Source organism: Mesorhizobium sp. M00.F.Ca.ET.216.01.1.1, assembly GCF_004010325.2.
GTDB lineage: Bacteria > Pseudomonadota > Alphaproteobacteria > Rhizobiales > Rhizobiaceae > Mesorhizobium.
Window position 1 is genome coordinate 187,962 of the sequence record NZ_SADR02000006.1, and the last position, 23,221, is coordinate 211,182.

The 23,221-nt window shown below is 62.8% G+C and carries 23 protein-coding genes, 1 other RNA gene and 1 pseudogene; 12 read left to right on the forward strand and 13 right to left on the reverse strand.

What is annotated here, in order from left to right; all coding sequences use genetic code 11:
- Window positions 1-88: 88 nt before the first annotated feature.
- Window positions 89-2,401: a glucose/quinate/shikimate family membrane-bound PQQ-dependent dehydrogenase gene (locus tag EN859_RS10720; RefSeq protein WP_127853326.1), complete on the forward strand. Its 2,313-nt coding sequence runs from the start codon at window positions 89-91 to the stop codon at window positions 2,399-2,401.
- A 7-nt stretch (window positions 2,402-2,408) separates the two neighbouring features.
- Here EN859_RS10720 and EN859_RS10725 read toward each other — a convergent pair whose 3' ends face one another.
- The gene (locus tag EN859_RS10725; protein WP_127853327.1) at window positions 2,409-2,843 is read right to left on the reverse strand and encodes a hypothetical protein; all 435 of its coding nucleotides are present in this window, start codon (window positions 2,841-2,843) and stop codon (window positions 2,409-2,411) included.
- Between the two features lie 38 nt (window positions 2,844-2,881).
- Window positions 2,882-3,028 carry a hypothetical protein gene (locus EN859_RS38070; protein ID WP_189501821.1) on the reverse strand — a complete coding sequence of 49 codons (147 nt, stop codon included), beginning with the start codon at window positions 3,026-3,028 and terminating at the stop codon, window positions 2,882-2,884.
- Between the two features lie 287 nt (window positions 3,029-3,315).
- On the opposite strand from EN859_RS38070, the gene EN859_RS10730 reads away from it, so the two are divergent.
- Window positions 3,316-4,242, forward strand: a complete 927-nt coding sequence (locus tag EN859_RS10730) for a dienelactone hydrolase family protein (protein ID WP_127853328.1) — start codon at window positions 3,316-3,318, stop codon at window positions 4,240-4,242.
- Between the two features lie 41 nt (window positions 4,243-4,283).
- Here the strand turns inward: EN859_RS10730 and EN859_RS10735 are convergent, their stop codons facing one another.
- A complete protein-coding gene (locus tag EN859_RS10735) occupies window positions 4,284-5,189 on the reverse strand; it encodes a DMT family transporter (RefSeq protein ID WP_127853329.1) in 906 nt (301 codons plus the stop codon).
- Between the two features lie 89 nt (window positions 5,190-5,278).
- Here EN859_RS10735 and EN859_RS10740 point away from each other — a divergent pair, with 89 nt between their 5' ends.
- Window positions 5,279-5,761: an Lrp/AsnC family transcriptional regulator gene (locus EN859_RS10740; RefSeq protein WP_127853330.1), complete on the forward strand. Its 483-nt coding sequence runs from the start codon at window positions 5,279-5,281 to the stop codon at window positions 5,759-5,761.
- 66 nt (window positions 5,762-5,827) lie between these two features.
- Here the strand turns inward: EN859_RS10740 and EN859_RS10745 are convergent, their stop codons facing one another.
- Together EN859_RS10745 and EN859_RS10750 are read right to left on the reverse strand one after the other, a co-directional pair.
- Complete coding sequence (locus EN859_RS10745; protein WP_127853331.1) at window positions 5,828-6,025, reverse strand: hypothetical protein; 198 nt, start codon at window positions 6,023-6,025, stop codon at window positions 5,828-5,830.
- A gap of 148 nt (window positions 6,026-6,173) precedes the next feature.
- Window positions 6,174-6,659: a thioesterase family protein gene (locus EN859_RS10750; RefSeq protein ID WP_127853332.1), complete on the reverse strand. Its 486-nt coding sequence runs from the start codon at window positions 6,657-6,659 to the stop codon at window positions 6,174-6,176.
- 136 nt (window positions 6,660-6,795) lie between these two features.
- On the opposite strand from EN859_RS10750, the gene EN859_RS10755 reads away from it, so the two are divergent.
- On the forward strand, window positions 6,796-8,208 hold the full coding sequence (locus EN859_RS10755; protein WP_127853333.1) for an FAD-linked oxidase C-terminal domain-containing protein: 1,413 nt from the start codon (window positions 6,796-6,798) through the stop codon (window positions 8,206-8,208).
- Between the two features lie 90 nt (window positions 8,209-8,298).
- Window positions 8,299-12,261 carry an AsmA family protein gene (locus EN859_RS10760; RefSeq protein ID WP_127853334.1) on the forward strand — a complete coding sequence of 1,321 codons (3,963 nt, stop codon included), beginning with the start codon at window positions 8,299-8,301 and terminating at the stop codon, window positions 12,259-12,261.
- 31 nt (window positions 12,262-12,292) lie between these two features.
- On the opposite strand, the gene EN859_RS10765 is transcribed toward EN859_RS10760, so the two are convergent.
- Together EN859_RS10765 and EN859_RS10770 are read right to left on the reverse strand one after the other, a co-directional pair.
- Window positions 12,293-13,222 carry a sigma-70 family RNA polymerase sigma factor gene (locus tag EN859_RS10765; RefSeq protein WP_127853335.1) on the reverse strand — a complete coding sequence of 310 codons (930 nt, stop codon included), beginning with the start codon at window positions 13,220-13,222 and terminating at the stop codon, window positions 12,293-12,295.
- A gap of 5 nt (window positions 13,223-13,227) precedes the next feature.
- Window positions 13,228-13,533 carry a hypothetical protein gene (locus tag EN859_RS10770; protein WP_127853336.1) on the reverse strand — a complete coding sequence of 102 codons (306 nt, stop codon included), beginning with the start codon at window positions 13,531-13,533 and terminating at the stop codon, window positions 13,228-13,230.
- Window positions 13,534-13,731: 198 nt separating this feature from the next.
- Here EN859_RS10770 and EN859_RS10775 point away from each other — a divergent pair, with 198 nt between their 5' ends.
- On the forward strand, window positions 13,732-14,523 hold the full coding sequence (locus EN859_RS10775) for an SDR family oxidoreductase (RefSeq protein WP_127853337.1): 792 nt from the start codon (window positions 13,732-13,734) through the stop codon (window positions 14,521-14,523).
- A gap of 47 nt (window positions 14,524-14,570) precedes the next feature.
- On the opposite strand, the gene EN859_RS10780 is transcribed toward EN859_RS10775, so the two are convergent.
- From EN859_RS10780 to EN859_RS10795, 4 genes are all read right to left on the reverse strand, one after another.
- Entirely contained in the window at window positions 14,571-14,795 is a 225-nt protein-coding gene (locus tag EN859_RS10780; protein WP_127853338.1) for a ribbon-helix-helix domain-containing protein, read from the reverse strand.
- Window positions 14,796-14,801: 6 nt separating this feature from the next.
- Complete coding sequence (locus EN859_RS10785; RefSeq protein ID WP_127853339.1) at window positions 14,802-14,996, reverse strand: DUF4169 family protein; 195 nt, start codon at window positions 14,994-14,996, stop codon at window positions 14,802-14,804.
- 16 nt (window positions 14,997-15,012) lie between these two features.
- Complete coding sequence (locus EN859_RS10790) at window positions 15,013-15,549, reverse strand: SspB family protein (protein ID WP_127853340.1); 537 nt, start codon at window positions 15,547-15,549, stop codon at window positions 15,013-15,015.
- Between the two features lie 118 nt (window positions 15,550-15,667).
- On the reverse strand, window positions 15,668-16,357 hold the full coding sequence (locus EN859_RS10795) for a TetR/AcrR family transcriptional regulator (RefSeq protein ID WP_127853341.1): 690 nt from the start codon (window positions 16,355-16,357) through the stop codon (window positions 15,668-15,670).
- Window positions 16,358-16,525: 168 nt separating this feature from the next.
- Between EN859_RS10795 and EN859_RS10800 the strand changes: the two genes are divergently transcribed.
- Window positions 16,526-17,731, forward strand: coding sequence for a multidrug effflux MFS transporter (locus tag EN859_RS10800; RefSeq protein WP_127853342.1), 1,206 nt, complete (start codon window positions 16,526-16,528; stop codon window positions 17,729-17,731).
- A gap of 75 nt (window positions 17,732-17,806) precedes the next feature.
- Here the strand turns inward: EN859_RS10800 and EN859_RS10805 are convergent.
- Together EN859_RS10805 and ssrA are read right to left on the reverse strand one after the other, a co-directional pair.
- Window positions 17,807-18,306 (reverse strand): annotated as a pseudogene (locus EN859_RS10805) (AAA family ATPase).
- A gap of 144 nt (window positions 18,307-18,450) precedes the next feature.
- Window positions 18,451-18,809, reverse strand: a transfer-messenger RNA (tmRNA) gene (gene ssrA, locus EN859_RS10810).
- A gap of 168 nt (window positions 18,810-18,977) precedes the next feature.
- Here ssrA and EN859_RS10815 point away from each other — a divergent pair.
- From EN859_RS10815 to modC, 5 genes are all read left to right on the forward strand, one after another.
- On the forward strand, window positions 18,978-19,289 hold the full coding sequence (locus EN859_RS10815; RefSeq protein ID WP_127853343.1) for a DUF2853 family protein: 312 nt from the start codon (window positions 18,978-18,980) through the stop codon (window positions 19,287-19,289).
- A gap of 156 nt (window positions 19,290-19,445) precedes the next feature.
- Window positions 19,446-20,240, forward strand: coding sequence for a thymidylate synthase (locus EN859_RS10820; RefSeq protein ID WP_127853344.1), 795 nt, complete (start codon window positions 19,446-19,448; stop codon window positions 20,238-20,240).
- A 285-nt stretch (window positions 20,241-20,525) separates the two neighbouring features.
- A complete protein-coding gene (modA, locus tag EN859_RS10825) occupies window positions 20,526-21,320 on the forward strand; it encodes a molybdate ABC transporter substrate-binding protein (protein ID WP_189501823.1) in 795 nt (264 codons plus the stop codon).
- Window positions 21,321-21,336: 16 nt separating this feature from the next.
- A complete protein-coding gene (gene modB, locus EN859_RS10830; protein ID WP_127853345.1) occupies window positions 21,337-22,041 on the forward strand; it encodes a molybdate ABC transporter permease subunit in 705 nt (234 codons plus the stop codon).
- Window positions 22,038-23,150 (forward strand): molybdenum ABC transporter ATP-binding protein, encoded by a 1,113-nt coding sequence (gene modC / locus EN859_RS10835; RefSeq protein WP_127853346.1) that lies wholly within the window; start codon window positions 22,038-22,040, stop codon window positions 23,148-23,150. Before modB ends, modC begins: the two co-directional genes overlap by 4 nt.
- Window positions 23,151-23,221: the final 71 nt, after the last annotated feature.

Sequence of the window (23,221 nt, forward strand, 5' to 3'; positions counted from 1 at the left end):
CGGAGAAAGTTGCGTCCGGGGCAGGAACGCAATGCCGGGTTGCCCATGGCCGCGTCCCGGAGCGCGCACCAGTCGAAGGAGTATCATCTTGGCTGTCGTCATCACCTCCCTCATCCTTTTCCTTGTCGGCCTGGCGCTTGGCGGCGGCGGCATCTGGCTCGCGATACTGGGCGGCAGCTGGTATTATGTCGTCGCCGCTCTCGCCTTCGTCGTCGCCGCCTGGCTGCTCTACAGGCGCAAGTCCACGGCGCTGTGGCTCTACGCGGCGATCGTGCTCGGCACGCTCGTCTGGGCGGTCTGGGAAACCGGCTTTGACTGGTGGGAGCTTGGCCCGCGCGGCGGTGTCATCGTGCTGCTGGCGCTGTGGCTGCTTACGCCGTGGGCAAGGCGAGGGCTCACCGGCCCCGACGGGCGGGCGCCGCTCATCCTGGCCGTGCTCGCCTCGCTCGCAGTGGCCGGCTACTCGATGACAGTTGACCCGAAGGACATTGCGGGCGAGCTCAACGCCGACAAGATCACCCCGACGGCCGACCTCGGCGGCAATGTGCCTACCGGCGAGTGGCACTATTACGGCCGCACGCCATATGGCCAGCGCTATTCGCCGCTTGGTCAGATCACCACCGAAAACGTCGCCACGCTGCAGCCGGCCTGGACCTACCGCAGCGGTGACGTGAAGGGGCCGGACGACATCGGCGAAACCACCTACCAGGTGACGCCGCTGAAAATCGGCGATTCGCTTTTTATCTGCACGCCGCACAATTTCGCCATCGCCATCGATGCTGCGACAGGCGAGGAGAAATGGCGCTACGACCCCAAGGTCAAGCTGGACAAGGACCGCCAGCACCAGACCTGCCGCGGCGTGTCCTATTACGCTGACGCCAAGATCACCGCCGGCCAGCCCTGCGCGACGCGCGTCTATCTGCCGACATCCGACGCGCGGCTGATCGCGCTCGACGCCGCCAACGGGCGGGTCTGTCCGTCATTCGCCGAAGGCGGCACGCTGAACCTGCTTGCCAACATGCCCTATCCCAAGTCGGGTTATTATTATTCGACCTCGGCGCCGCTGATCGTCGGCGGCAAGATCATCGTCGGCGGCGCGGTCAACGACAATTATTCGACACAGGAGCCATCCGGCGTCATCCGCGCCTTCGACGTCGACACCGGCGCCCTGCTGTGGAACTGGGATTCCGGCAATCCGGACCAGACGAAACCGCTGGCGCCGGGCCAGATCTATACCAACAACTCGCCCAACATGTGGTCGACGGCGAGCGCCGACGAAAAGCTCGGCCTACTCTACGTGCCGCTCGGCAACCAGACGCCGGACCAGCTCGGTATGGGCCGCAGCGCCAATGTCGAGAAGTTTTCCTCGTCGATCACCGCGCTCGGTATCAACACCGGGCAATTGCGATGGGTGCGGCAGACCGTGCATCACGACCTGTGGGACATGGACGTGCCGGCGCAGCCGACGCTGGTCGACATCACCACGGCCAGCGGCGTCGTGCCGGCGCTTGTCGGACCGACCAAGCAGGGCGACCTCTATGTGCTCGACCGGCGCAGCGGCGAGCCGATCATCCCGGTCAAGGAAGTGCCGGCACCGGGCGGTGCGATCGAGGGCGACCATGCATCGCCGACGCAGCCGGCATCGGATTTGAGCTTCAATCCGAAGCCGCTGACCGGCGCCGACATGTGGGGCGTCACCATGTTCGACCAGTTGGCCTGCCGCATCGAATTCCTGAAGCTGCGCTACGAGGGGCGCTACACGCCGCCTTCGCTGCAGGGCTCGCTGATCTATCCCGGCAATTTCGGCATCTTCAACTGGGGCGGTGTGGCGGTCGATCCGGTCAGGCAGGTGATGTTCGGCATGCCGACCTATCTCGCCTTCACTTCCAGGCTTGTGCCTCGCGCCGACGTGCCGCCGCCAGGCGATGCCAAAGGCAGCGAGCAGGGGCTCAACCGCAACGAGGGTGCGCCTTACGCGGTGGTGATGGGACCGTTCCTGTCGCCGCTCGGCATCCCCTGCCAGTCGCCGCCCTGGGGCTATGTGGCGGGCGTCGATCTCAGGACCGGCAGGATCGTCTACAAGCACCGCAACGGCACCGTCCACGACATGACGCCGCTGCCGTTGCCGTTCAAGGTCGGCGTGCCGGGCATTGGTGGGCCAATGATCACGGCTGGCGGCGTCGCCTTCCTTGGTGCTGCGGTCGATGATTACTTGCGCGCCTATGATGTGACAACCGGCAGGCAGCTCTGGCAGACGCGGCTGCCGGCCGGCGGGCAGTCGACGCCGATGACCTATACGGTCGCAGACGGACGCCAGTTCGTGGTCATCGTCGCCGGCGGCCACGGCTCGGTCGGGACCAAGCCGGGGGACTATGTGATGGCCTACACGCTGCCGAAATAGGGCAGTTTTAAAGCCCAAGATGGGCCTTCAGGCTGGGTACCGAGCCGAGCACCTCGTTTGTCAGTTCGGGGCCGGCGGCAACCTCGGCCTGCTGGATCAGCGTCGTGCCGGCCTGGCGGATCTGCGCCATGTCGAGGCCCGACGCCTTGAGCACGGCGACGCCGTTAATCAGCGCGCCGGTCTTTTCGCCGAGAGCACCGCCAAGCACGCCCTCCAGCGACGACAGCAGGCCGCCACCGGAGCCGGCCGCGCCGGCAGCCATGACGTCATATTTCTGGGCGAGGCCGTCGGCGCCGGGAATCCTGGCGAAGAAGCCGGAGACGCTTGTGCCTTCCGCCTCGTGCTCAAGTACCGAGAAGATGGTGCCGACGACCTTTTCCGTCACGGCCTGGTCGAGGCCGGCCTTCTGCGAAACGGTATTCACGATGTCCTGGACATCCATGGTCCCTGCCCCCCGGTTTGGGTTTCGTGGTTGGTTTTCTAACGGCTGCCAGCAGGCCGGCGCCGGTCGCTGCGCACCTTGACCATCGATCGCCGGGTGGCAGTGAAAGCGGCGGACCGCAGTGCCACCAGGGCTGCGCCGGCAAGCACGAACGCGCTTGCCAGAATCGGGGTGGGCAGGGTCATCAGCATTGTTCCTTCTTGGTCGGGATGATGGAGGCGTCAGCGAAGGCTCGCATCAAGCAGTTTTTCTTCATATGGGGGCAAGACCATCAAGACTGCTAGAAATGACCAAAATGTGATGAAGACACTATGCAGAAGGCACTGTGTATTTCAGTCATCGCCTCACGCTGAGGCGAGCAAATAGGCTTTGGCGATCGGCCGACGCTTTCACTCACTATTGACTGGACCTTACAGGCTTGAACCCTATCTTGCCCCCCGGCGGGGAAATTCCCGAAGTCGAGGAGCGTGCCATGACAACACCTGCCGGACCCGCCAACAGCCATGAAATCGCCGAGCCTGCCATTGCGAAGCCTGTGATTACCCAAGCGATGATCGATGCCTATGACGAATACACGCATCTGACGCTCGATCGCCGCCGCTTCATGGAACAGCTGAGCAGGCTCGCCGGATCGGGCGCCGCCGCGGCGGCGATCGCGCCGCTGCTTGCCGCTGATACCGCCCAGGCGGCAATCGTCGCCGAGGATGATCCGCGTGTGAAAGCCGAGAACGTCACATATCCCGGCAGCGGCGGCGAGATGAAGGGCTATCTGGTCAAGCCGGCCGACGGGACAGGCAAGCTTGGCCCGGTCATCGTCGTACATGAGAACAGGGGGCTCAACCAGCATATCCGAGATGTGGCAAGGCGCGTGGCGCTGGAGGGTTTCATTGCGCTGGCGCCGGACTTCATGTCGCCGCTTGGCGGCACGCCCAGCGACGAGGACAAGGTGCGCGAGCTGTTTGCGACGCTCGATCCGGCGCAGGTCGCCGCCAACGCGGTTGCGACAGTCGCCTACCTGAAGGGTTATACGGACGGCAATGGCAAGGTCGGCGCGGTCGGCTTCTGCTGGGGCGGCGGCACGGTGAACACGCTGGCCGTCAATGCACCGGATCTCACCGCTGCTGTCGCCTACTACGGCATGCAACCGAAAGCCGACGATGTACCCAAGATCAAGGCAGCGTTGCTGCTGCACTATGCCGGTCTCGACACCCGCATCAATGCCGGCATCGATGCCTTCAAGAAAGAACTCGATGCTGCCGGCAAGGAATACACGGTCTATATCTATGAGGGCGCCAATCATGCCTTCAACAACGACACGTCGGCGGCGCGGTACGACAAGAAGGCGGCCGATCTCGCCTGGGGCCGTACGATCGCCTTCCTCAAGGAGAAACTGGCTTGAAGAAGAGGCTGGTGTAGCCGATCTGTCGTAGGTGCAGCAGATCAGCCCGGCGCCGGCTTGTGGAAGGCAACGCCGGCGACCACCAGCGTGATGCCGAGGCAGTCGGTGAGGCTAGGGATCTGCTGCAGCACAACAACGCCGATCAGCGTCGCCGTGACCGGCAGCAGCGACAGCATCAGGGCGAAGCTCGAGCGCGGCAGGCGCGACATGGCAAGCTGGTCGCAGATATAGGGGATGACCGACGAGCAGATGCCGACGCCGATGGCCGCGAGCAGCAACTGCGGTGCCGAAAAAGCCGGCAGCGCTTCGGTGAAGCCGACGGGCAGCACGACGAGGAAGGCGATCGTCATGGCCGCACCCAGGCCGGCGATGCCATCGCCTGCGCCGGCGCGGGCGACGCGGTGGCCGAGCACGATGTAGCCGACGAACAGCGCGCCATTGAGGAAAGCCCAGGACAGCCCCACAGGGTCGCTCGACCATTTGATGTCGATCAAAAGCAAGGTGCCGGCGACGGCTACAGCAAGGGCGACCAGATTGCGCGGGCTTCTGAGGCCGACGAGCGCGACACCGATGGTGCCAACGAACTCGATCGCCGCGACCAGCGAGATCGGCAGCCGGTCGAGCGCCAGATAGAACGAACAGTTCATCACTGCCAAGCAGGCACCGAAGGCCAGGAGCAGCAGTCGTGTCGAACGGTCGGCGCGGGCGAAGACTGTCCACGGCCGGGTCAGCGGCGCAAAGATGAGAGCGGCAGTGGCGATGCGCAGCCACGCCATGCCGAGCACGCCGACATGCGGGAAGAGCAGCACGGCGAAAGCCGGGCCGAGATAATGAAACACGGCGCTGACGCAGAACCAGACATGCGGCGGCAGCGAAGTTGCCAGATTTGCGAAGGCCGGGCCGGCGAGGGCAGGGCTTGCGGTAGGTGCTTGCGTTCGATCATCCATAGGGCCGTTGTCGCAGGCAGTTTCGCCGATTTATATGGTTGATGATCGGCCGAACCAGTCATTGTTTTTCCAAAACCCAGGAGTTTCCTGTGAAACGCCTTCGAAACGAAAATTCCGATCTGGATGCGGCGGACCTGAAGATCCTGCGCCTGCTGGAAAAGGATGCGCGCACCAGCACGGCAGAACTTGCGCGCTCGGTCGGCCTGTCGGCACCAAGCGTGGCAGAGCGCATCAAACGGCTGCAGGAAAACGGTGTGATAGAGGCCTATACGGTGCGACTCAATCCGGCCGCACTCGGCATGAAGCTGTCGGCATGGCTGCGGATCAGGCCGGTGCCGGGGCAATTGGCAACGGTCGCCGAGATCATCCGCGACCTGCCGGAGATCGCGCAATGTGACCGGGTGACCGGCGAGGATTGTTTCATCGCACTGGCGCATGTCGGCTCGGTGGCCGAGCTAGAGCGGACGATCGACCGCATCATCCCCTATGCGATGACCAATACCGCGATCATCCAGTCGTCACCGGTGGTGGCGCGCTCGCCGCTTGCGGCTGCGATCAAAGGCCGGCAGTGATTCTCATTCTTCTTGTTTGGCCATGATCTTTTCCGAAAACCGGTTCCCACTTTTCGGGATCATGGCCTAGGCGTGGCCGCGCTTCGAGCGCGCCTGTTTCAGGATGGCGCGCCAGCGGATCATGGCGAAAGGGATCGGCTCGTTGTTGTTGGCGATGTGAAAGATCTCGTTGTTGAGGTTCTTCAGTGAGCGCCAGAAATCATAGTCGGTGATGCGTGGGTCGGCTGCTAGCCTGTCCGCCTCGACCTTGATGTCGGTTTTCATGCACTTTCCTCGAACCGGCTTTCCGCCCGCCGCCCCTATCGCAACGCGATGCAGACAGTTTTCCAACGCCCCACTGAGTCGTTCAACGCCTCAATTCGGCTTGTTCACGGTTAGATTTGGTTAAGGTTAACGGCTGCCGGGTCCGGGTTCAAGCCGTCTTGCGGCGTATGCCGATCGAGCGGCCGGCGCGCTCCGGCATCGGCAGGGCGGCATGGGCGGCGCGCATCGCCTCCACCCTGGCAAGCACATCGGCGGGGAAGGGCGCCACCTTCGGCCCGGACATGTCGACATGCAAGGACAGCGTTTCGGACGTGGCGGCGAGCCAGCCGTCGAGATGGCGGATTTCCTGGTAGGCCCTCAGCCGCTTGTCGTCATGATCGATGAGCTGGAAAGAGACCGTGACCTTGTGGTCGAGATGCAGTTCCTTGACGTAGCAGACATGGACTTCCGCCGTGTAGATGGTGAGCCGCCGCTCCTTCACGTAGTCCAGTCCCATCCCCATCATTTCGAAGGCTTCGTCGGAGCAGCGGTCGAACAGCACGTTGTAATAGGCCATGTTGAGATGGCCGTTGTAGTCGATCCAATCCTTCTCGATGTCCATGATGCGAGAGACGAAAGGGGCAGGGATCGGCATCGAGAACTTCCTTCTCGTCATTGCTGGACAGAGCTTCGGCTGGACAGAGCGTGGGCTGGACAGAGCGTGGCTGGTAAGACTACGCATCCTTAGATGCATAACAAGGGTGGACGCTGGTCCATTCGCGGAGGAAAACATGGCTCTAAGCGACCTCAATCCGGTCGAGCGCAATGAAGAGGGCATCGCCGCCGTGCTCGGTATCCTCAAGCAGCAGCTTGGCGAGCGATTCCAAACCGGCCAGGCGATCCGTTCCCAGCATGCGCACACCACCACCTATATCCCGACGCAGGCGCCGGACGGCGTTGCCTTCCCCGAGACGACGGCCGAGGTGCAGGAGATCGTGCGTGCCTGCGCCACGCACCGCGTGCCGGTGATCGCCTTCGGTGTCGGGTCCTCGCTGGAGGGCCACACCAACGCGCCGGGCGGCGGCATCTCCCTTGATACGTCGCGAATGAACCGCATTATCGCGGTCAATCCGCAGGATCTCGACTGCACCGTCGAGCCGGGCGTGACGCGCGAGGACCTCAACTGGCATCTGCGCGACACCGGCCTGTTCTTCCCGATCGATCCCGGAGCGAACGCGTCGCTTGGCGGCATGGCGGCGACGCGAGCTTCCGGAACCAATGCTGTGCGCTACGGCACTATGCGCGAGAATGTGCTGTCGCTGACGGCGGTGATGGCTGACGGCGAGGCGGTGACAACCGGCAAGCGCGCGAAAAAGAGCTCGGCCGGCTACGACCTGACGCGGTTGCTGATTGGTTCGGAAGGCACGCTCGGCATCATAACCCAGCTGACGTTGAAGTTGCAGGGCATTCCGCAGGCGATTTCCGGCGGCGTCTGCCCGTTTCCCAGCGTCGAGGCGGCCTGCAATGCGGTGATCGCGACGATCCAGATGGGCATTCCGGTGGCGCGCATAGAACTGGTCAACGCGCTGCAGATGCGGGCAATGAAGAATTATTCGAAGCTCGATTATCCGGAGAGCCCGTGCCTGTTCGTCGAGTTCCATGGCAGCGATGCGGGCGTGGCCGAGCAGGCCGAGACTTTTGGTATGATCGCGGAAGAGAATGCCGGCGGGCCGTTCCTGTGGACCAGCGTGGCCGAGGAGCGGACGAAGCTATGGAAGGCCAGGCATGATGCCTACTGGTCATCGCTGACGCTGCGGCCGGGCGCCAAGGGGCTGTCGACCGATGTCTGTGTGCCGATTTCGCGTTTTGCCGAATGCGTCACCGAGACCGAAGCCGACATTGCCGAGATGGGCTTGATCGCGCCGATCGTCGGTCATGCCGGCGACGGCAATTTCCATGTGCTGGTGTTGATGGATGTCGACGATCCGAAGGAGATCGCGCTGTCGGAGGAATTCGTGACGCGGCTGAACATGCGGGCGATCGCCATGGAGGGAACCTGCACCGGTGAACATGGCATTGGCCAGGGCAAGATCGGCTTCCTGCGTCACGAACTCGGCCATGGCGTCGACATCATGCGCACGATCAAGCAGGCGCTCGATCCGCTGAATATCATGAATCCGGGCAAGATCCTGCCTCGTCATTAGTCAGCGGGTGGCGGCAATCGAATTGCCTCTTTATCGACACGCTATTGCGGGTAGAGTGCGACTGATTTTCACTCAACCGTTTCGGAGCTGATGCTCGCACGCCTGTTCGTGATCTTCGGTGGCCTTTTGGTGCTGGTGCTGTGCGCGGCGCTGGTGGTGCCGTATTTTGTCGACTGGGCAGGCTACCGCGCCGATTTCGAACGCGAGGCGAGTGCCATCCTGGGCCGCAAGGTGACTGTTCAGGGAGATGCGACGGCAAGGTTGCTGCCGTTCCCCTCGGTGACCTTCTCGAATGTCGCCGTTGCCGGCGGGCCTGAGGGCCAGCCGGCCATGACCGTCGAGACCTTTTCGATGGACGCCGAACTGGCGCCGTTCCTGCGCGGCGAAGTGCTGATCTTCGACATGCGGCTGGTGCGGCCGAAGGCGACGATCGACATCGCCACCGACGGCACGGTCGACTGGGCGATACGGCCGTCCTCGCCCTTCGATCCCAGCCAGATCTCGATCGAGAAGCTGACGGTGACGGAGGGAGAGATCACCTTGCGACACGCCGTCGGCGGCCGCAGCCACGTCATTTCCGAGATCAACTCGACCATCTCGGCCAAATCGCTGGCCGGGCCGTGGCGGATGGATGGTTCGCTGTTGCTGGACGGATTGCGTACAGCGGTCGCCGCCTCCACCGGCAGGGCCGGCGGCGACGGGCAGATGCGGCTTCGGTTCAAGGCCGATCCGGACGCCTATCCGCTAATCATCGAGACCGATGGTAATGCCGGCATCGTCAACGGTGCCGTGGTCTATTCGGGCCAGTTCAAGATCGCAGGCTCCGACAAGAATGGCGCCGACAAGGATGCTGCGCAGTTGCCCGGCGATGCTGCGCAGTTGCCCGGCGCCGATGGCGAGACGGTTAAGGTCAGCGCCGGTAAGCCGGATCCGGGGTTCAGGCTGAACGGCAAGTTCTCGCTCGATCACCAGAAGCTTGGCGTCGACGAATTCCGCTTCGAGACCGGGCCGCTCGACAATCCCTACACCGCCGACGGCAAGGCTTCCATCGACCTTGGGCTCGCCCCGCGCTTTTCGGTCGAGGCCAGTGGCGCACAGGTGCAATTCGACGAAGCTGTGGGCGCTGCTGCAGGCGCCGGGCTGACGCTGTCGCAGCGTACCGCTGCGCTGGAACGGGCGTTGCTCGGTCTGCCGAAGCCGACCATACCCGGCACCGTCGAGGTCAGGCTGCCGGCGGTGGTCGCCGGCGACACGACGGTTCGCGACGTGCATCTTTCCGCCGAGCCGGCGGCAGGCGGCTGGTCGGTGAAGTCGCTCGCTGCGACGCTGCCCGGTCGCGCCACGCTAGAGGCAAACGGGATGCTCAGCGTCGAGGATCATTTCGGCTTTGCCGGCTCGCTGCTGCTGGCCGTCGCCCAGCCTTCCGGCTTTGCCGCCTGGTTGTCGAACGATGTCGACGAGGCGATCCGCCGGCTGCCCGCCGCCGGCTTCAAGGCCAAGGTCGACCTCAGCGAAAAGCGCCAGGCGTTCAGCGAACTCGAGCTCATCCTCGGCAAGGCGAAGTTTTCCGGCCGCATCGATTCCAGCCAGCCAGACGATGCCAAACCGTCGGTGCTGATGCGCCTGGAAGGCGGCGAACTCGACGTAGACGGGCTGGCGGCGTTCGCCTCGATCTTCGTCAGCGACAAGGGCGCTAGCCGTTTTTCCGACCGTGACCTCGACTTCCAGATCAAGGCCGGGCCGGTCAGTGCCGGTGGGCTGACCGCCGACACGGTCGATACGGCGCTCAGGCTGCGCGACGGGCTGCTTGAAATCGACCGGCTGTCGGTCGGCGGGCTTGCCGGCGCTTCGATCAGCGCTACCGGCCGGATCAAGGATTTTCCTGCAAGCCCGACCGGCAAGCTCGACGCATCCGTGGTCTCCGTCGACCTCAAGCCGCTGATCGACGTCGCCGCGCAGCACTATCCGGACAACGCAGTGCTCAAGGGGCTGGCGACGCGTGCGGCCGCCTATCCCGAGCTGTTCCAGGACGCCCGCATCGATATGGTGACGAGCGCGGCCGACAATGGCGATGGCACGACAGGGCTGGCGGTGAGCGCACGAGGCGACGCCGGCGGCTCGGCCTTTTCGGCGTCGCTGTCCGGCAAGGGGGCGGCCGACCGGCTTTTGGAGGCGCCGGTGACGATGACCTTCACCGCCAGGAACTCCGACGCTGCCAAGCTGCTCGCGCTCTATGGGCTGCCAGCGCTGCCGCTTGGCATGCTCGGCGAGGCAACCACCGATGTCTCGGCGAAAGGCACGCTTGGCGGCGGTCTTGCGACAAGCTTCAGCCTTGCTGCCGACGACTTCAAGGCAGCGTTCGACGGCACGGTTGCCGACACCTCGCAAGGGGCTGCCGCCAAGGGCAAGGTCAGCCTCGATGCCGCCGATATCGAGCCATGGCTGATGACGACCGGCGTCGGGCTGCCAGGCATGGGGACGGGCACCTCGGCCTCGCTCGCCGCAGATGCCGATTTCGGCAGCGGCCTATTGGTGCTGAACGGCCTTAGCGGCGCCGTCAACGAAGCGGCGGTTTCCGGCGACGTCAATATCGATGTGAAGGACGGGCTGCCGCACCTGGCCGGGGCGCTGGCACTTGACGAACTAGACCTCGACCCGATGGCGGTGGCGCTGCTCGGCGACCAGTCCTTCCTTGCAACCAACAAGAACTGGCCGACAGCACCTTTCAGCCAGAAATCCAGCCTTCCGTTCACCGCCGACCTCGATTTGACCACGGCTGCCCTTGCCGCCGGTCCGTTCGCGACGGCCTATGACGCAATGCTGACGCTGAAGCTCGACCAGGAAGGCATCCATGTCTCGGATATCAAGGCAAAGCTTCTCGGCGGCGCGCTGTCCGGTCTGTTCGAGTTGAAGAACAACGAGGGCACCGGGCTTTTCTCCGGCCAGATGAAACTTTCAGGCGCCGATCTCGCGACCGTGCTGCCCGGCCCCGGCATGAGCGGAAGCGGCGATTTCTCGATGGCGCTGTCGACAAGCGGCAAATCGGTCGATGCGATGGTTGCGGCGTTGTCCGGCTCTGGCACGGCGGCGCTGAAAGGCCTGACCATTGCTGGCGTCAATCCCGATGCCTTCGGCGCCCTCATCGTCAAGGCCGATGCGATCGGACGCGACATCGACGCGGCGAAGACCGCCGGCTTCGCACCGCAGATTGCCGCGAACGGCAGTTTTTCGACGCAGGACACGGATCTCGCCTTTACCGTTGCCGGCGGCACGCTGCGGGCCCCGCCGATCACCCTCGAAAATCCGGCAGCGACGCTGTCCGCCGACATTTCAGCGGATCTTAACGCCAGCACCGTTGCTGCGAAGGGGTCGATTACCTATCGGCCCGGCGATGAAGCACTGGTCGGCTCGGAACCGACGGTGAATTTCAGCGTCGACGGACCTTTCGGCGCCACGAAGAGGGAGTTCGACAGCGAACCGCTGGCGCAGTTCCTGACCCAGCGGGCGCTGGAGAAAGAGCAGCAGCGGGTCGAGGCAATGCAGGCGGCGCTGCTTGAAAAACAGCGGTTGCGACGCGAGGTGCGCTACTACGCAGCCCTGCAAACCGAACGCGACAAGGCGGCCGAGGAATTGCGCAGGCAGGAGGAAGAGGCGCGGCTGAAAGCCGAGGCAGAAGCCCGGGCGAAAGCCGAAGCCGAGGCGCAGGCCGAAGCGGAAGCAGCAGCGAAAGCCAAGGCGGAAGCTGATGCCAAGGCTCAAGCCGAGGCTGACGCACGGGCCAGGGCTGATGCCGAAGCGAAGGCCAGAGCCGCGCAAGAGGCCGCCGACGCGGTGGCAAAAGCCGAAGAGCAGGAACGCCTGAAGGCGGAAGAGGCGATGCGGATCGCGTCGGAAGGGAAGGCAAAGTTCGACGCTGAACGCAAGGCTGCTGAGCAGGCGCCAAAGGTCGACCGGCCGCCAGCGCCTTCCGCCAACGACAATTCGCCGCCAGCGCCGTCGAATCCCAATCCGTTCTCGATCGACAATCTGTTGAAGTCGCTGGGTGGCGGCTAGTCTTGGTGGCCGAGGCTATTTCGGATCGTTCTCACTTTCTTCGGGTAATGACGGATAGCTCCGCGCCGTCGATGGCGTAGCGGGCATAGCGGAAATCACGGATGGCCAGAAGCTTGCCACCCCTCCATTCCAGCAGGACGAAGTAAGACGGCACGCCTGTCGAGCGGTCGCAGGCAATTGCAGCGGGGCGGCCTTCGACAAAGCCGATGACGAAGCGCCAATCCTGCGTCTGGGCATAGTTGTGGAAATAAGTGCCCACTTCCTTGCGCCCATTCATCCGGGTTTTAGCCACGAGCTCCAGCCTTACCTCGTCGGCCAGCATGTCGCGTATTGCGTCGAAATCGCGAGCGTTGAAGCGATCGACATAGGAGTCGAGCAGCGAACGTTGCGGCTCGCTCAAGGCGGGAACTGGACGATCGTCGGGTTCGTCGGCAAGTTCGCGCGGGCGGGTGCGGCCACGATGCAGCGCGGCCTTGATCGTCGGAATGCTGGTATCCAGAACGCTGCCGATTTCCTGCAACGAATAGCCCAGTACATCCATCAAAATGACGCTGCTTCGCTGTGCAACGGGAAGGCGCATGAAGGTATGCAGGCCTGCGGCAACAATCTGCCGATCGCCGGTCACGTTCACGGGGTCGGCAACCATGTTCATATCCTCATCGGAAAGCGTCGTTTGACTGCGCGCGCGGCGGCGCAGGAAATCGAGCGCCGTGTTGTGCGCTATGCGAAACAGCCAGCCCTCCGGATTGGCGATCGGGCCGGCGCCAGGCAAGGCCGCGAATGCCTTGGCGAGCGCGTCCTGAAGCACATCCTCGCCGTCGATGACCGAACCGGTCATGCGCGCGCAATAGCGGTGCAGTTTCGGGCGCAACGCGGCCAAAAGACGGTTGAAGCGTTCGCGAGTTTCCGCCTCTTCGGCAATCGGTGCGTTCACGCTGCCCACCACCTGATGATGTCCCATTTGCTCTATTCGCCCAGCATCCGGTAATTCCCGACGATGGTCACGTCATTCACTACAGGAAGCTCAGCGCACCGATCCTTGATGCCGCTTTGGAAGGAGCGGAATGCCTTGAGCTCCGGTAGGGTATTCCCGTGCTCCTTGGCCTCAACCTCAACGAAGTGGACGAAAGTACCGTCGCCGAGCCTCAATGACAGGTAACGAACGCCGTCTGGCGATTTCGCGTGCAATTCCTGGAAAACATCCTTGACCAATCGCTCGTTCTCGTCAGCCGTTTCCGGTTTCGTCTTGTAGCGTATCAGGTTCCGTTTCATCTCGAATGCTCCTTTGTCGAGCGTCGGCCCGCCACAGGCCGCTCATGCCCAAGACGCAATCGGACAGCCAAAGGATTCGGCTTCCGGGAAAAATAAACTTCGAATCCTTTCCAGCATCCGGCTCGTCTCGGTTGCGTGGGCCAGCATGGAGCCTCGAGAGGCCGATGGCTGGCATATGAGACAAACAGGAGAACAAAGATGCTGCTTCAGAACAAAACGGCCGTCGTCTACGGAGCCGGCGGCGCGGTCGGCAGCGCGGTGGCTCGCGCTTTTGCCAGCGAAGGCGCCACGGTTTTTTTGACCGGACGAAACGTCGCTCTGCTGGATAAGGTGGCGGCGGATATCATCGCCGAAGGTGGAAAAGCCGAGACCGCGACGGTCGACGCGCTTGACGAGGACGAGGTGGAGAAACACCTCGACGAGACGGTCGAGAAAACCGGAGGCATCGATGTTTCCTTCAATGCGATAGGCATTCCGCAGCAAGACATCCAGGGAACACGCTTGGCTGAACTTAACGCCGACAACTTCATGCTGCCGATCGCGACCTACGCCAAGGCCAATTTCCTGACAGCCCGGGGAGCCGGGCGACGCATGGCCGAAAGGCGTTCGGGGGTGATCCTGATGCACACGCCATCGCCTGCGCGCCTCGGAAATGCCTTGGTCGGTGGCATGGGGCCTGCCTGGGCAGCGATGGAGGCACTGTCGCGTGCACTCTCCTCCGAATTCGGCCCACAAGGCATCCGAGCCGTCTGCCTGCGTTCGACCGGAATTCCCGAAACGAAGACGATCGATGTCGTCTTTGGACTGCATGCAAAGGCGTTGGATATCAGTCGCCAGCAATTCCAGTCCTTCATTGAAGGCATGAGCCACAGGCGTCGCTCCACCACGCTGGCGGAACTGGCAAATGTGGCGACCTTCCTGGCTTCAGACCGAGCCGCAGCGATGACCGGGGCGGTCGCCAATCTGACAGGCGGGCTGATCGTCGACTAGGTCTGGGATATTCCTCAAAAACAGCGCGCTTGTCCGGCGCGCCGGCATCAAGCGCCACCTCTCCGCTTCGCCCACTCCAGCACATGGAGCCTGAGCGCGGAGGAGAGGTTGGCGTCGCGGGGGCGGGTTTCATCGATTTCCGCGACCAGCGCCGCCAGCGTCAGTTTTCGCGCCGCGGCAATGGTGACGAGATCGTCATAGAATGGCTTTTCGAGCGAATAGCTGGTGCGATGGCCGCGGATGGTCACCGAGCGTTTTTCGACCGGGCTCATCGCGTTTTAGGTTTCCGGATCGCCGGGCTTTTCGCGACGATGGCCGGTGACGAACTTTTCAGCCTTGTCCGCCGTCAAGCGGTCATGGTCACGATCGGCCTTGGAGCGGCCATGCAGCGCCTGGTTCTGGTTGGCCAGGCGTTCTTTCTCCACCCGCGCCTTTTGCTTGCGAGCCTGGCGGAGATTGACGACGTCGCCCATTTCGCAGCTCGCAAAATTACTTCTTGCGGAAAGCGTCGAGAGACACCACGTCGGCGCCCTTGCCGGCGGCGTCGGCCACCGCAGGTTTCTTCTCGGCCTCGGCGGCGGCCCTCTTCTTCGTCTCTGGCTTCTTCTCGGGGACGATGGCCAGCGGTTCGGGAGCAGGCTGGGTCGCCGGCTCGTCTTCTGCAGAGTCCGTCTTCACGTCGAACTCGAGTTCGAAATTGACGGACGGGTCATAGAAGCCGCGCACTGCAGAGAACGGGATCTCCAGCTTTTCCGGCACGTCGGAGAAAGACAGCCCGACCTCGAAGCCGGTATCGGTGACTTTCAGGTCCCAGTACTGGAACTGGATGACGATGGTCATCTGTTCAGGGTAGCGCTCGCGCAGCCGCGAAGACACGCGCACGCCGGGCGCGCCGGTGAGGAAGGTGATGAAGAAATGATGGTTGCCGGGAAGGCCAGTGCGCGCGACCTCGGCCAGGACCTTGCGCATGACGCCGCGCAACGCCTCCTGGGCCAGAATGTCGTAGCGGATGTGGTCGTCGGCCATGTGACGGTCAGGTTCCGTTGAATCGTCCGCATAGCTGTAATCAAGCTTGAGCGCGGCGTAAACCGGATATAGGAGCCGACCGTATCGATGCGAGAGGGGATGCCAGCGTTTTGATTGCTCAGGCGCTGGCGAGGGCGCCCTGTTTGGTCGCGTGAGGCGCAGGCTTTTGCCTGCCGAAGGCGCGCAGGAAGGTACGCACGCCGCTTGTAGCGGACTGCAGCACCTCATCGTCCTGCGGCGTGCCGCCGAGCATGAAGGTTGTCTGCAATTCGGCATTGGCAAGGGCGAGGAACTGACGCGCAGCCACATCGGGATCCTCGATCGACAGGAACCCGGCATAGGCGAGACGGGCGAAACGGGCGGCGAGAGCCGGCCATGTCCTGCCCGGCCCTTGTTCTCGCCATTCGGCGAAAAGTTCGGGATAGCGCTCGCCCTCGGTCTGGATCAGCTTGCGCAGGAACCTCCCGTCGCGATTGCAGATGCAATTGCGATTCATGCGCACGGCGAAGCCAATCAGGTCTGCCTCGAGATCCTTCGGCTGGTCGGGGAAGGTCGCAATGGTTGCAAAGATTCCAGCGTTGCAACGCTCGGTAAGATCGCGCACGATAGCGACGAAAAGTTTCTCCTTGTCGCCATGGTGGTTGTAGATGGTCTGGCGCGAAACGCCGGCTTCGGCGGCGATCAGGTCGATGTTGGCGCCGGAGAAGCCTTCGCGGCAGAAGACCGAGGCAGCGGCGTCAACGATCGATATGCGCTTGGCCTCGTGGCCGCGTGGCGGGAAAGTGTCAGGAGAAACGCGCAGCTTCATAAAATCTATATAGAGGTGATTGACGAATTAGACAAGACTGTCTAAATTTGTGGACATAACACAAAGAGATTTCACTCCGAAGCGGAGTCGGAATTTCGCGGGATGGAACGTCCTAGGGTTACACGCCGCTTGGCGGCGGCAACCAGATTGTGAAAGAAGCCTGCTATCATGAGTCCCAAATTCCTCCGCATCGCGGTCGTGCTCGGCTTGTTGTCTGCCATCGGTCCGTTCGCCATCGACATGTATCTTCCCGCGCTGCCTTCGATCGGCGAGGACCTGCAGGCTGGCACCGCCGCCGTGCAGATGAGCCTGTTGATCTTCTTCCTGTCCATGGGCTTCGGCCAGATCGTCGTCGGGCCGATCTCCGACATGGTCGGCCGCAAGCTGCCGCTCTATGGCGGCCTCGTGCTGTTCATGATCGGCGGCATCGGTTCGGCGCTGGCGCCGAGCATCGAGTGGCTAATCGCCTTCCGCTTCCTGCAAGGGCTCGGCGCCAGCGCCGGCATGGCGGTGCCGCGCGCCATCGTGCGCGACCTGCACACCGGCACCGAGGCCGCGAAGCTGATGTCGCTCCTGATGCTGGTGTTTTCCGTGTCGCCGATCCTGGCGCCGCTGACCGGCAGCCAGATCATCGAGAACTTCGGCTGGCGCGCCGTGTTCTGGACGGTGACGGGTGCGGCGCTTCTGGCGACGGTGCTGCTCGCAACCTCGCTCAAGGAGACGCGGCCGGTCGAAGAGCGCGCCGGCTCCTCCTTCGGCACTGCGCTTTCGGGCTACCGCTTCCTGATGGGCGATCGCAACTTCCTTGGCCTGACGGCGATCGCCGGCTTCGGCATTGCGAGCTTCTTCGTCTATCTGTCGAGCTCGTCCTTCATCCTGATCGACCATTACGGGCTGTCGCCTTCGGTCTACAGCGTGTTCTTCTCGATCAATGCGGTTGCCTTCATCGGCATGTCGCAGCTGACGGGGATGCTGGCGGAGCGGTTCGGGCTGAGGCGCGTGGTGCGTGTCGCGGTGACCGGCTATGCGACGACGATGGTGCTGCTGTTCGCAGTAATGGCATCAGGCGTCGACCGGCTCGACGTGATGGCGGCATTGCTGTTCGTTGGCTACGGCTTCCTCGGCCTGGTCATCCCGACCACTTCGGTGCTGGCTATGGAAGAGCACGGCGAGATCGCCGGCACGGCCTCAGCGCTGATGGGCACGCTGCACTTCGCCATCGGTGCACTCGCCATGGGTGTCGCTGGCGTGTTCTTCGACGGTACGCCGCTGCCGATGGTGGCCGGCATCACCCTTTGCGCGGTGATCTCCTTCACCCTGGCCAAGGTGACGCTCGGTCGCGGGCGGGAAGTCATCGAAGCGCCGGCCGAGTAGACGATATCCATTGAGTGCAAGAAGGCCGGGTCACATCCCGGCCTTTTCATATCTGAACTTCATATCTGAACCCGGTTACAATCCTGTCTCGGCCAGGATGAACCGCAATCGCGCTTCGACCGGCACCTGTGGCAGCGGGACCAATTCATAGCCCAACTCCGTGTAGACACCGGTCAGTGCATAATAGGTGCGTTCAGCTTCATCGAGCATCTGTTTCCGTTCGCTGTCCTGGCGAAAGATTTCCGGCCAGGGGGTGCGATGGAGACGTAACGAAAGCGTTCGGCGGCATTGCTGACGTGGTCGGACACCGGCAGGCCGGTCAGCCTAAGATAGCCAAGCGTGTCCGGAACGCCGCGACCGAAGAAGACGGGACCGGGCTGTTCGAGAGCAGCGTGATACGAGCGCAACTCCCAGGGCAGGGCCCGCCCGGCGATCGCCGACTGGTCGCGGATGATGCCGCGTCCAGCTTCGACCGAGGTGGCAAAGCCCGCCGATCTCAGCGCCTCTATCAGCGTGGTCTTGCCGGAACCCGGGCCGCCGGTCAGCACGAAGAACCGATCGGAATCGTTTTGCATTTTTTGCCTATGGAGTGAGTGCGTTGGGCGTGCGCAGCAACTCCTGGCCGCCGGAGCGTCAGGGGCCGAGCGCGTGAAAACCCGGCCGGCGAAGCCTGCTGCTGCTTATATTGGTAAAGGGGGGAAGTATTGGTAAAGGGGGGAAGTGGAGGTTTCTGTTGCCAGGTACCTCCGAACCCCGCCTAGAAGTGCGAACCACTAGGGCTTGAATTGAAGCTATCGCACCGCTTACGCGGCGAGACGTGCTTCCGCATAGTTGTCGTTGGCAACTATAAGTTTAGCCCGATAACGGTGGTACAATGCCGGGCAAAAGTACGATCTTTACACCTTCGTCGATCCTATTTCGCCCCCAGCAAAAGCCGCTCATCATCCAGAGCGGTTTTTGGTGGAGGCGCCGGGTACCGCCCCCGGGTCCGAACGGCTTATTTCATCGCCTGTTTATCGCCATAGTCGGTCAAGCCGACAGCCTGTATATAGGCGGCGGTGATGGAAAATGAAAGGCCGCAATGACGGTTTCTGGCTGTGTCAGACAGCATCGTAAAGGGTTGACTTGTGAGCGGTCTCAACCGAAGCTTTGCCTCGGTGAGGAGTTACCGACATAGCGCACAAGTTGCGTCAGCGCGCCACAACCCTCATCGATTGGAGCCGGTGGCGCCACGAGGGAAAATCTGATGGCCGACTATCTTGCGGATGTGAAGAAATACGACGCCGCGGCAAACGCCGACGCGGTCGAAAAGATCGTGAAGCATTTGGGCATTGCATTGCGCAACCGCGATTCCTCGCTGGTATCCTGCACGGACCCGAAGGAACTTGATCGTGTCAAGGCGAACTGGGTTGCCAAGAAGCTCGGCATCGCCGACGGCAGCAAGGCGGACGCGGCCATCGAAAAGGCCTGCAAGGCGATGGCGGCCGACAATACCAAGAGCCGGGTGACCTTCTACTATCTGGTAGCCAAGGACCTGGGCAAGCTCGGCTCTCTCTGACGACCACGTTCGATCACGCAGGAGCAGGGCATGATTTTCGCGCCTTCTCATGCTGCCGGATCGGCGCGATGAATCGAGAAGCCTTGTCGCTTTGGTGTGTTCGACCGACGGCCCGTCAGCTATCATCGGCCGACAACCCGAATCAAGGCGAAGCCGATGCGCCAGTATCTCGACCTGTTGAAGCATGTACTTGAAAACGGCGCCGACCGCGGCGACCGCACCGGCACCGGAACGCGCTCGGTGTTCGGCTACCAGATGCGCTTCGATCTGGCGCGCGGCTTTCCGGTCATCACCACCAAGAAGCTGCACCTGAGGTCGATCGTGCACGAGCTTTTGTGGTTCCTGGCCGGTGACACCAACATCAAATATCTCAACGACCACGGCGTCTCGATCTGGGACGAATGGGCCGACGAGAATGGCGATCTCGGCCCGGTCTATGGCAAACAATGGCGCTCGTGGCCGGACGGCCATGGTGGTGAGATCGACCAGATCGCAAATCTTCTTAAGGAGATACGCAGGAATCCTAACTCGCGCCGGCTGATCGTTTCGGCATGGAATCCGGCCGAGGTGGAGGCGATGACCCTGCCGCCCTGCCACTGTCTGTTCCAGTTCTACGTTTCGGAGGGCAGGCTATCCTGCCAACTCTACCAACGCTCCGGCGACATCTTTCTCGGCGTGCCGTTCAATATCGCCTCCTATGCGCTGCTGACCTTGATGGTGGCGCAGGTGACCGGGCTGAAGCCGGGCGATTTCATCCATACGCTCGGCGATGCGCATCTTTATTCGAACCATTTCGAGCAGGCGCGCGAGCAGCTGCGGCGCACGCCCAAGGCGTTGCCGACGATGTGGATCAATCCGGAGGTGAAGGATCTCTTTGCCTTCCGCTTCGAGGATTTCCGGCTCGAGAACTACCTCGCCGACGCGACTATCAAGGCGCCGATCGCGGTGTAGGCCGCAATACCGGCCTCTACCTATCCCAAATCGCCAGGCTGTGGCGGCGCGATCGGGTTCGAGTGGTTTGTCGTCCGCTCAGTCGACACCGACCATGACGTCCGACGCCTTGACCAGGGCATAAGCCTGCAAGGTCGCGCTGTATCTGACGAAGTCCAGCGTAGGCCACGATAATATCGAGGTACAAAGCTGGTACTGGGCAAACAGCCTTTCCTTGTTATGTCCATACGGATATATCGATGGGTGACTTTCGAGCTGAGCGAATTTCAAACCCGGGAGAGCTTCATGCTGACGCGCAGAGGTTTTGGATTGGCGAGTGCGATCGGCGGATTTGCGGCAATGCTGTTGGCTGTGGCTCCGGCCGCTCATGCGGGAGACAGAGTGGTGGTGTTTGCCGCCGCGAGCCTCAAGGATGGGCTCGACGCCGTGAACAAGGCCTGCGAGGCCGATGTCGGTGAAGCGGTGACCATTTCCTACGCTGCAAGCTCCGCATTGGCCAGGCAGATCGAAAGCGGCGCTCCAGCCGATGTCTTCATCTCGGCCGATCTCGACTGGATGAAATACCTCTCCGACAAGAAGCTGACCAAGCCGGACACCGAAGTGAAATTGCTCGGCAACGAAATCGTGCTCGTGGCGCCTAGGGATTCGAAGGCCGAGACCAAGATCGAAAAAGGGTTCGACCTCGCCGGGCTGCTCGGTGACGGCAGGCTTGCCATGGGCGATTTCAAGGCCGTTCCGGCCGGCAAGTATGGCAAGGCCGCACTTCAATCGCTCGGCGTCTGGCCGTCGGTCGAGGGCAAGGTAGCACAGGCCGAGAATGTGCGTGCGGCGCTCAAGCTGGTCTCGACCGGCGAAGCAGCACTCGGCATCGTCTATGCCACCGACGCGCACGCCGAGCCCGGCGTCAAGGTGGTCGGCACCTTCCCAGAGGATTCGCACCCGCCGATCATCTACCCCGTTGCCCAGACGGCGGATTCGAAGGACAAGGATACGCCGGCATTCCTGAAATGCCTGCAGTCTGCCAAGGCAGGCGAGCTCTTCAAGGCGCAGGGTTTTACGGTTCTCGCACCCACCAACTAAGGCAGTGCCCTGACGCATGAACTGGCTGCTGGATCTCACTCCCGACGAATGGAATGCGGTCCGGCTGTCGATCAAGGTGGCGACAGTAGCGATGATCGTCAGTCTGCCGCCGGGCATATTGATCGCGCTCGTGCTCGCCCGTGGCCAGTTTTGGGGCAAGACGCTGCTCAACGGGCTGGTGCATCTGCCGCTGATCCTGCCGCCCGTGGTGACCGGCTATCTGCTGCTGCTGACCTTCGGCAGGCGTGGACCGGCCGGCGCTTTCCTGGCCGAGCAGTTCGGCATTGTTTTCTCGTTTCGCTGGACTGGCGCTGCACTCGCTTGTGGCGTCATGGGCTTTCCCTTGATGGTGCGGGCGATCCGGCTGTCGATTGAGGCGGTCGACCGCAAGATGGAGGCGGCGGCCGGCACGCTCGGCGCCAATCCACTATGGGTGTTCGGCACAATCACGCTGCCGCTGATCCTGCCCGGGCTGATCGCCGGCGCGATCCTGTCCTTCGCCAAGGCGATGGGCGAATTCGGCGCGACGATCACCTTCGTCTCGAATATCCCGAACGAGACGCAGACGCTGCCGTCGGCGATCTACACGTTCACGCAAGTGCCGGGCGGCGACGCCGGTGCGCTCCGGCTGACGCTGATCTCGATCGTCGTCTCGATGGCTGCGCTGGTGGCTTCGGAAGTTTTGGCGCGGCACGTCGGCCGGCGGATGGATATAGAATGACGGTTTTCGTCGACATCGGCCATCGGCTTGGCGATTTCGGCATCGACGCTCGCTTCGAGAGCGCCGGGCGGCTGACCGCGTTGTTCGGGCCTTCGGGATCCGGCAAGACGACGCTGATCAATCTGATCGCCGGCCTCATCCGCCCTGACAGGGGGCGGATCGCAGTCGACGGCCGCGTGCTGGTCGACACCGATGCGGGTCTATTCGTGCCGAAGCACAAACGGCGGATCGGCATGGTGTTCCAGGACGCGCGACTGTTTCCGCATATGAGCGTGGCCGCCAATCTGCGCTACGGCCGCTGGTTCACGCCGGCAGCGGAACGCTATGCGGATATCAATGCCGTGGTCGACCTGCTGGGCATCGGTGCGCTGCTGGAGCGCCGGCCGGCGAAGCTCTCCGGCGGCGAGAAACAGCGCGTGGCGATCGGCCGGGCGCTGCTTGCCAGCCCGAAATTGCTGCTCATGGACGAGCCGCTGGCATCGCTCGACGAGGCGCGCAAGGCCGAAATCCTGCCCTATATCGAGCGGTTGCGCGACGAAACGAAAATCCCGATCGTCTATGTCAGCCATTCGATCGCCGAGGTGGCGCGGCTGGCAAGCGACGTGGTGGTGCTGGCGCAAGGCAAGGTTGCCGCTTCCGGGCCGACCGGGGCGATCATGCAACGGCTCGACCTTCTGCCGGCGGAAGAGCGCGGCGAGGGTGGTGGCGTGCTGGATACCGTCGTGCTGCGCCATGACGAAGCCTTTGGCATGACCGTGCTTGGCTCGGCGGCGGGCGAGATTCGTGTGCCGCGGCTGGTGATGCCGGCCGGTGCGCCGGTGCGCGTGCGTATTCGCGCCCGCGACGTGATGATCGCCACCGAACGGCCGATTGGCCTTAGCGCGCTCAACATATTGCCTGGCACGATTGTGGCGATGGAGCCGGGCGAAGGGGCCGTGGTCGAAGTGGGGATCGACTGCAACGGCGCAACCGTGCTTGCACGCATCACCGGACAGTCGCGGCAGGCGCTGAAGCTGCGGCTGGGTCGAAAGGTCTTCGCGGTTGTCAAGACGGTGAGCTTCGACAGCGCCAATACCGGCGTCGGCCTGCCGATCGAGGCAGATGGATGACGCGCTGATGCCCGTCGTTATATCATTTTGAAATAGCGCCATTGCAGGAGAGCTTCTACTATGGGCATGGG

Excerpts from the sequence above, each read along its gene's own strand:
- EN859_RS10725 (WP_127853327.1), bottom strand. The coding sequence starts at position 2,843 with ATGGATGTCCAGGACATCGTGAATACCGTTTCGCAGAAGGCCGGCCTC.
- EN859_RS38070 (WP_189501821.1), bottom strand. The coding sequence starts at position 3,028 with ATGACCCTGCCCACCCCGATTCTGGCAAGCGCGTTCGTGCTTGCCGGC.
- EN859_RS10730 (WP_127853328.1), top strand. The coding sequence starts at position 3,316 with ATGACAACACCTGCCGGACCCGCCAACAGCCATGAAATCGCCGAGCCT.
- EN859_RS10735 (WP_127853329.1), bottom strand. The coding sequence starts at position 5,189 with ATGGATGATCGAACGCAAGCACCTACCGCAAGCCCTGCCCTCGCCGGC.
- EN859_RS10745 (WP_127853331.1), bottom strand. The coding sequence starts at position 6,025 with ATGAAAACCGACATCAAGGTCGAGGCGGACAGGCTAGCAGCCGACCCA.
- EN859_RS10750 (WP_127853332.1), bottom strand. The coding sequence starts at position 6,659 with ATGCCGATCCCTGCCCCTTTCGTCTCTCGCATCATGGACATCGAGAAG.
- EN859_RS10755 (WP_127853333.1), top strand. The coding sequence starts at position 6,796 with ATGGCTCTAAGCGACCTCAATCCGGTCGAGCGCAATGAAGAGGGCATC.
- EN859_RS10760 (WP_127853334.1), top strand. The coding sequence starts at position 8,299 with ATGCTCGCACGCCTGTTCGTGATCTTCGGTGGCCTTTTGGTGCTGGTG.
- EN859_RS10765 (WP_127853335.1), bottom strand. The coding sequence starts at position 13,222 with ATGGGACATCATCAGGTGGTGGGCAGCGTGAACGCACCGATTGCCGAA.
- EN859_RS10770 (WP_127853336.1), bottom strand. The coding sequence starts at position 13,533 with ATGAAACGGAACCTGATACGCTACAAGACGAAACCGGAAACGGCTGAC.
- EN859_RS10775 (WP_127853337.1), top strand. The coding sequence starts at position 13,732 with ATGCTGCTTCAGAACAAAACGGCCGTCGTCTACGGAGCCGGCGGCGCG.
- EN859_RS10780 (WP_127853338.1), bottom strand. The coding sequence starts at position 14,795 with ATGAGCCCGGTCGAAAAACGCTCGGTGACCATCCGCGGCCATCGCACC.
- EN859_RS10785 (WP_127853339.1), bottom strand. The coding sequence starts at position 14,996 with ATGGGCGACGTCGTCAATCTCCGCCAGGCTCGCAAGCAAAAGGCGCGG.
- EN859_RS10790 (WP_127853340.1), bottom strand. The coding sequence starts at position 15,549 with ATGGCCGACGACCACATCCGCTACGACATTCTGGCCCAGGAGGCGTTG.
- EN859_RS10795 (WP_127853341.1), bottom strand. The coding sequence starts at position 16,357 with ATGAAGCTGCGCGTTTCTCCTGACACTTTCCCGCCACGCGGCCACGAG.
- EN859_RS10800 (WP_127853342.1), top strand. The coding sequence starts at position 16,526 with ATGAGTCCCAAATTCCTCCGCATCGCGGTCGTGCTCGGCTTGTTGTCT.
- EN859_RS10815 (WP_127853343.1), top strand. The coding sequence starts at position 18,978 with ATGGCCGACTATCTTGCGGATGTGAAGAAATACGACGCCGCGGCAAAC.
- EN859_RS10820 (WP_127853344.1), top strand. The coding sequence starts at position 19,446 with ATGCGCCAGTATCTCGACCTGTTGAAGCATGTACTTGAAAACGGCGCC.
- modA (WP_189501823.1), top strand. The coding sequence starts at position 20,526 with ATGCTGACGCGCAGAGGTTTTGGATTGGCGAGTGCGATCGGCGGATTT.
- modB (WP_127853345.1), top strand. The coding sequence starts at position 21,337 with ATGAACTGGCTGCTGGATCTCACTCCCGACGAATGGAATGCGGTCCGG.
- modC (WP_127853346.1), top strand. The coding sequence starts at position 22,038 with ATGACGGTTTTCGTCGACATCGGCCATCGGCTTGGCGATTTCGGCATC.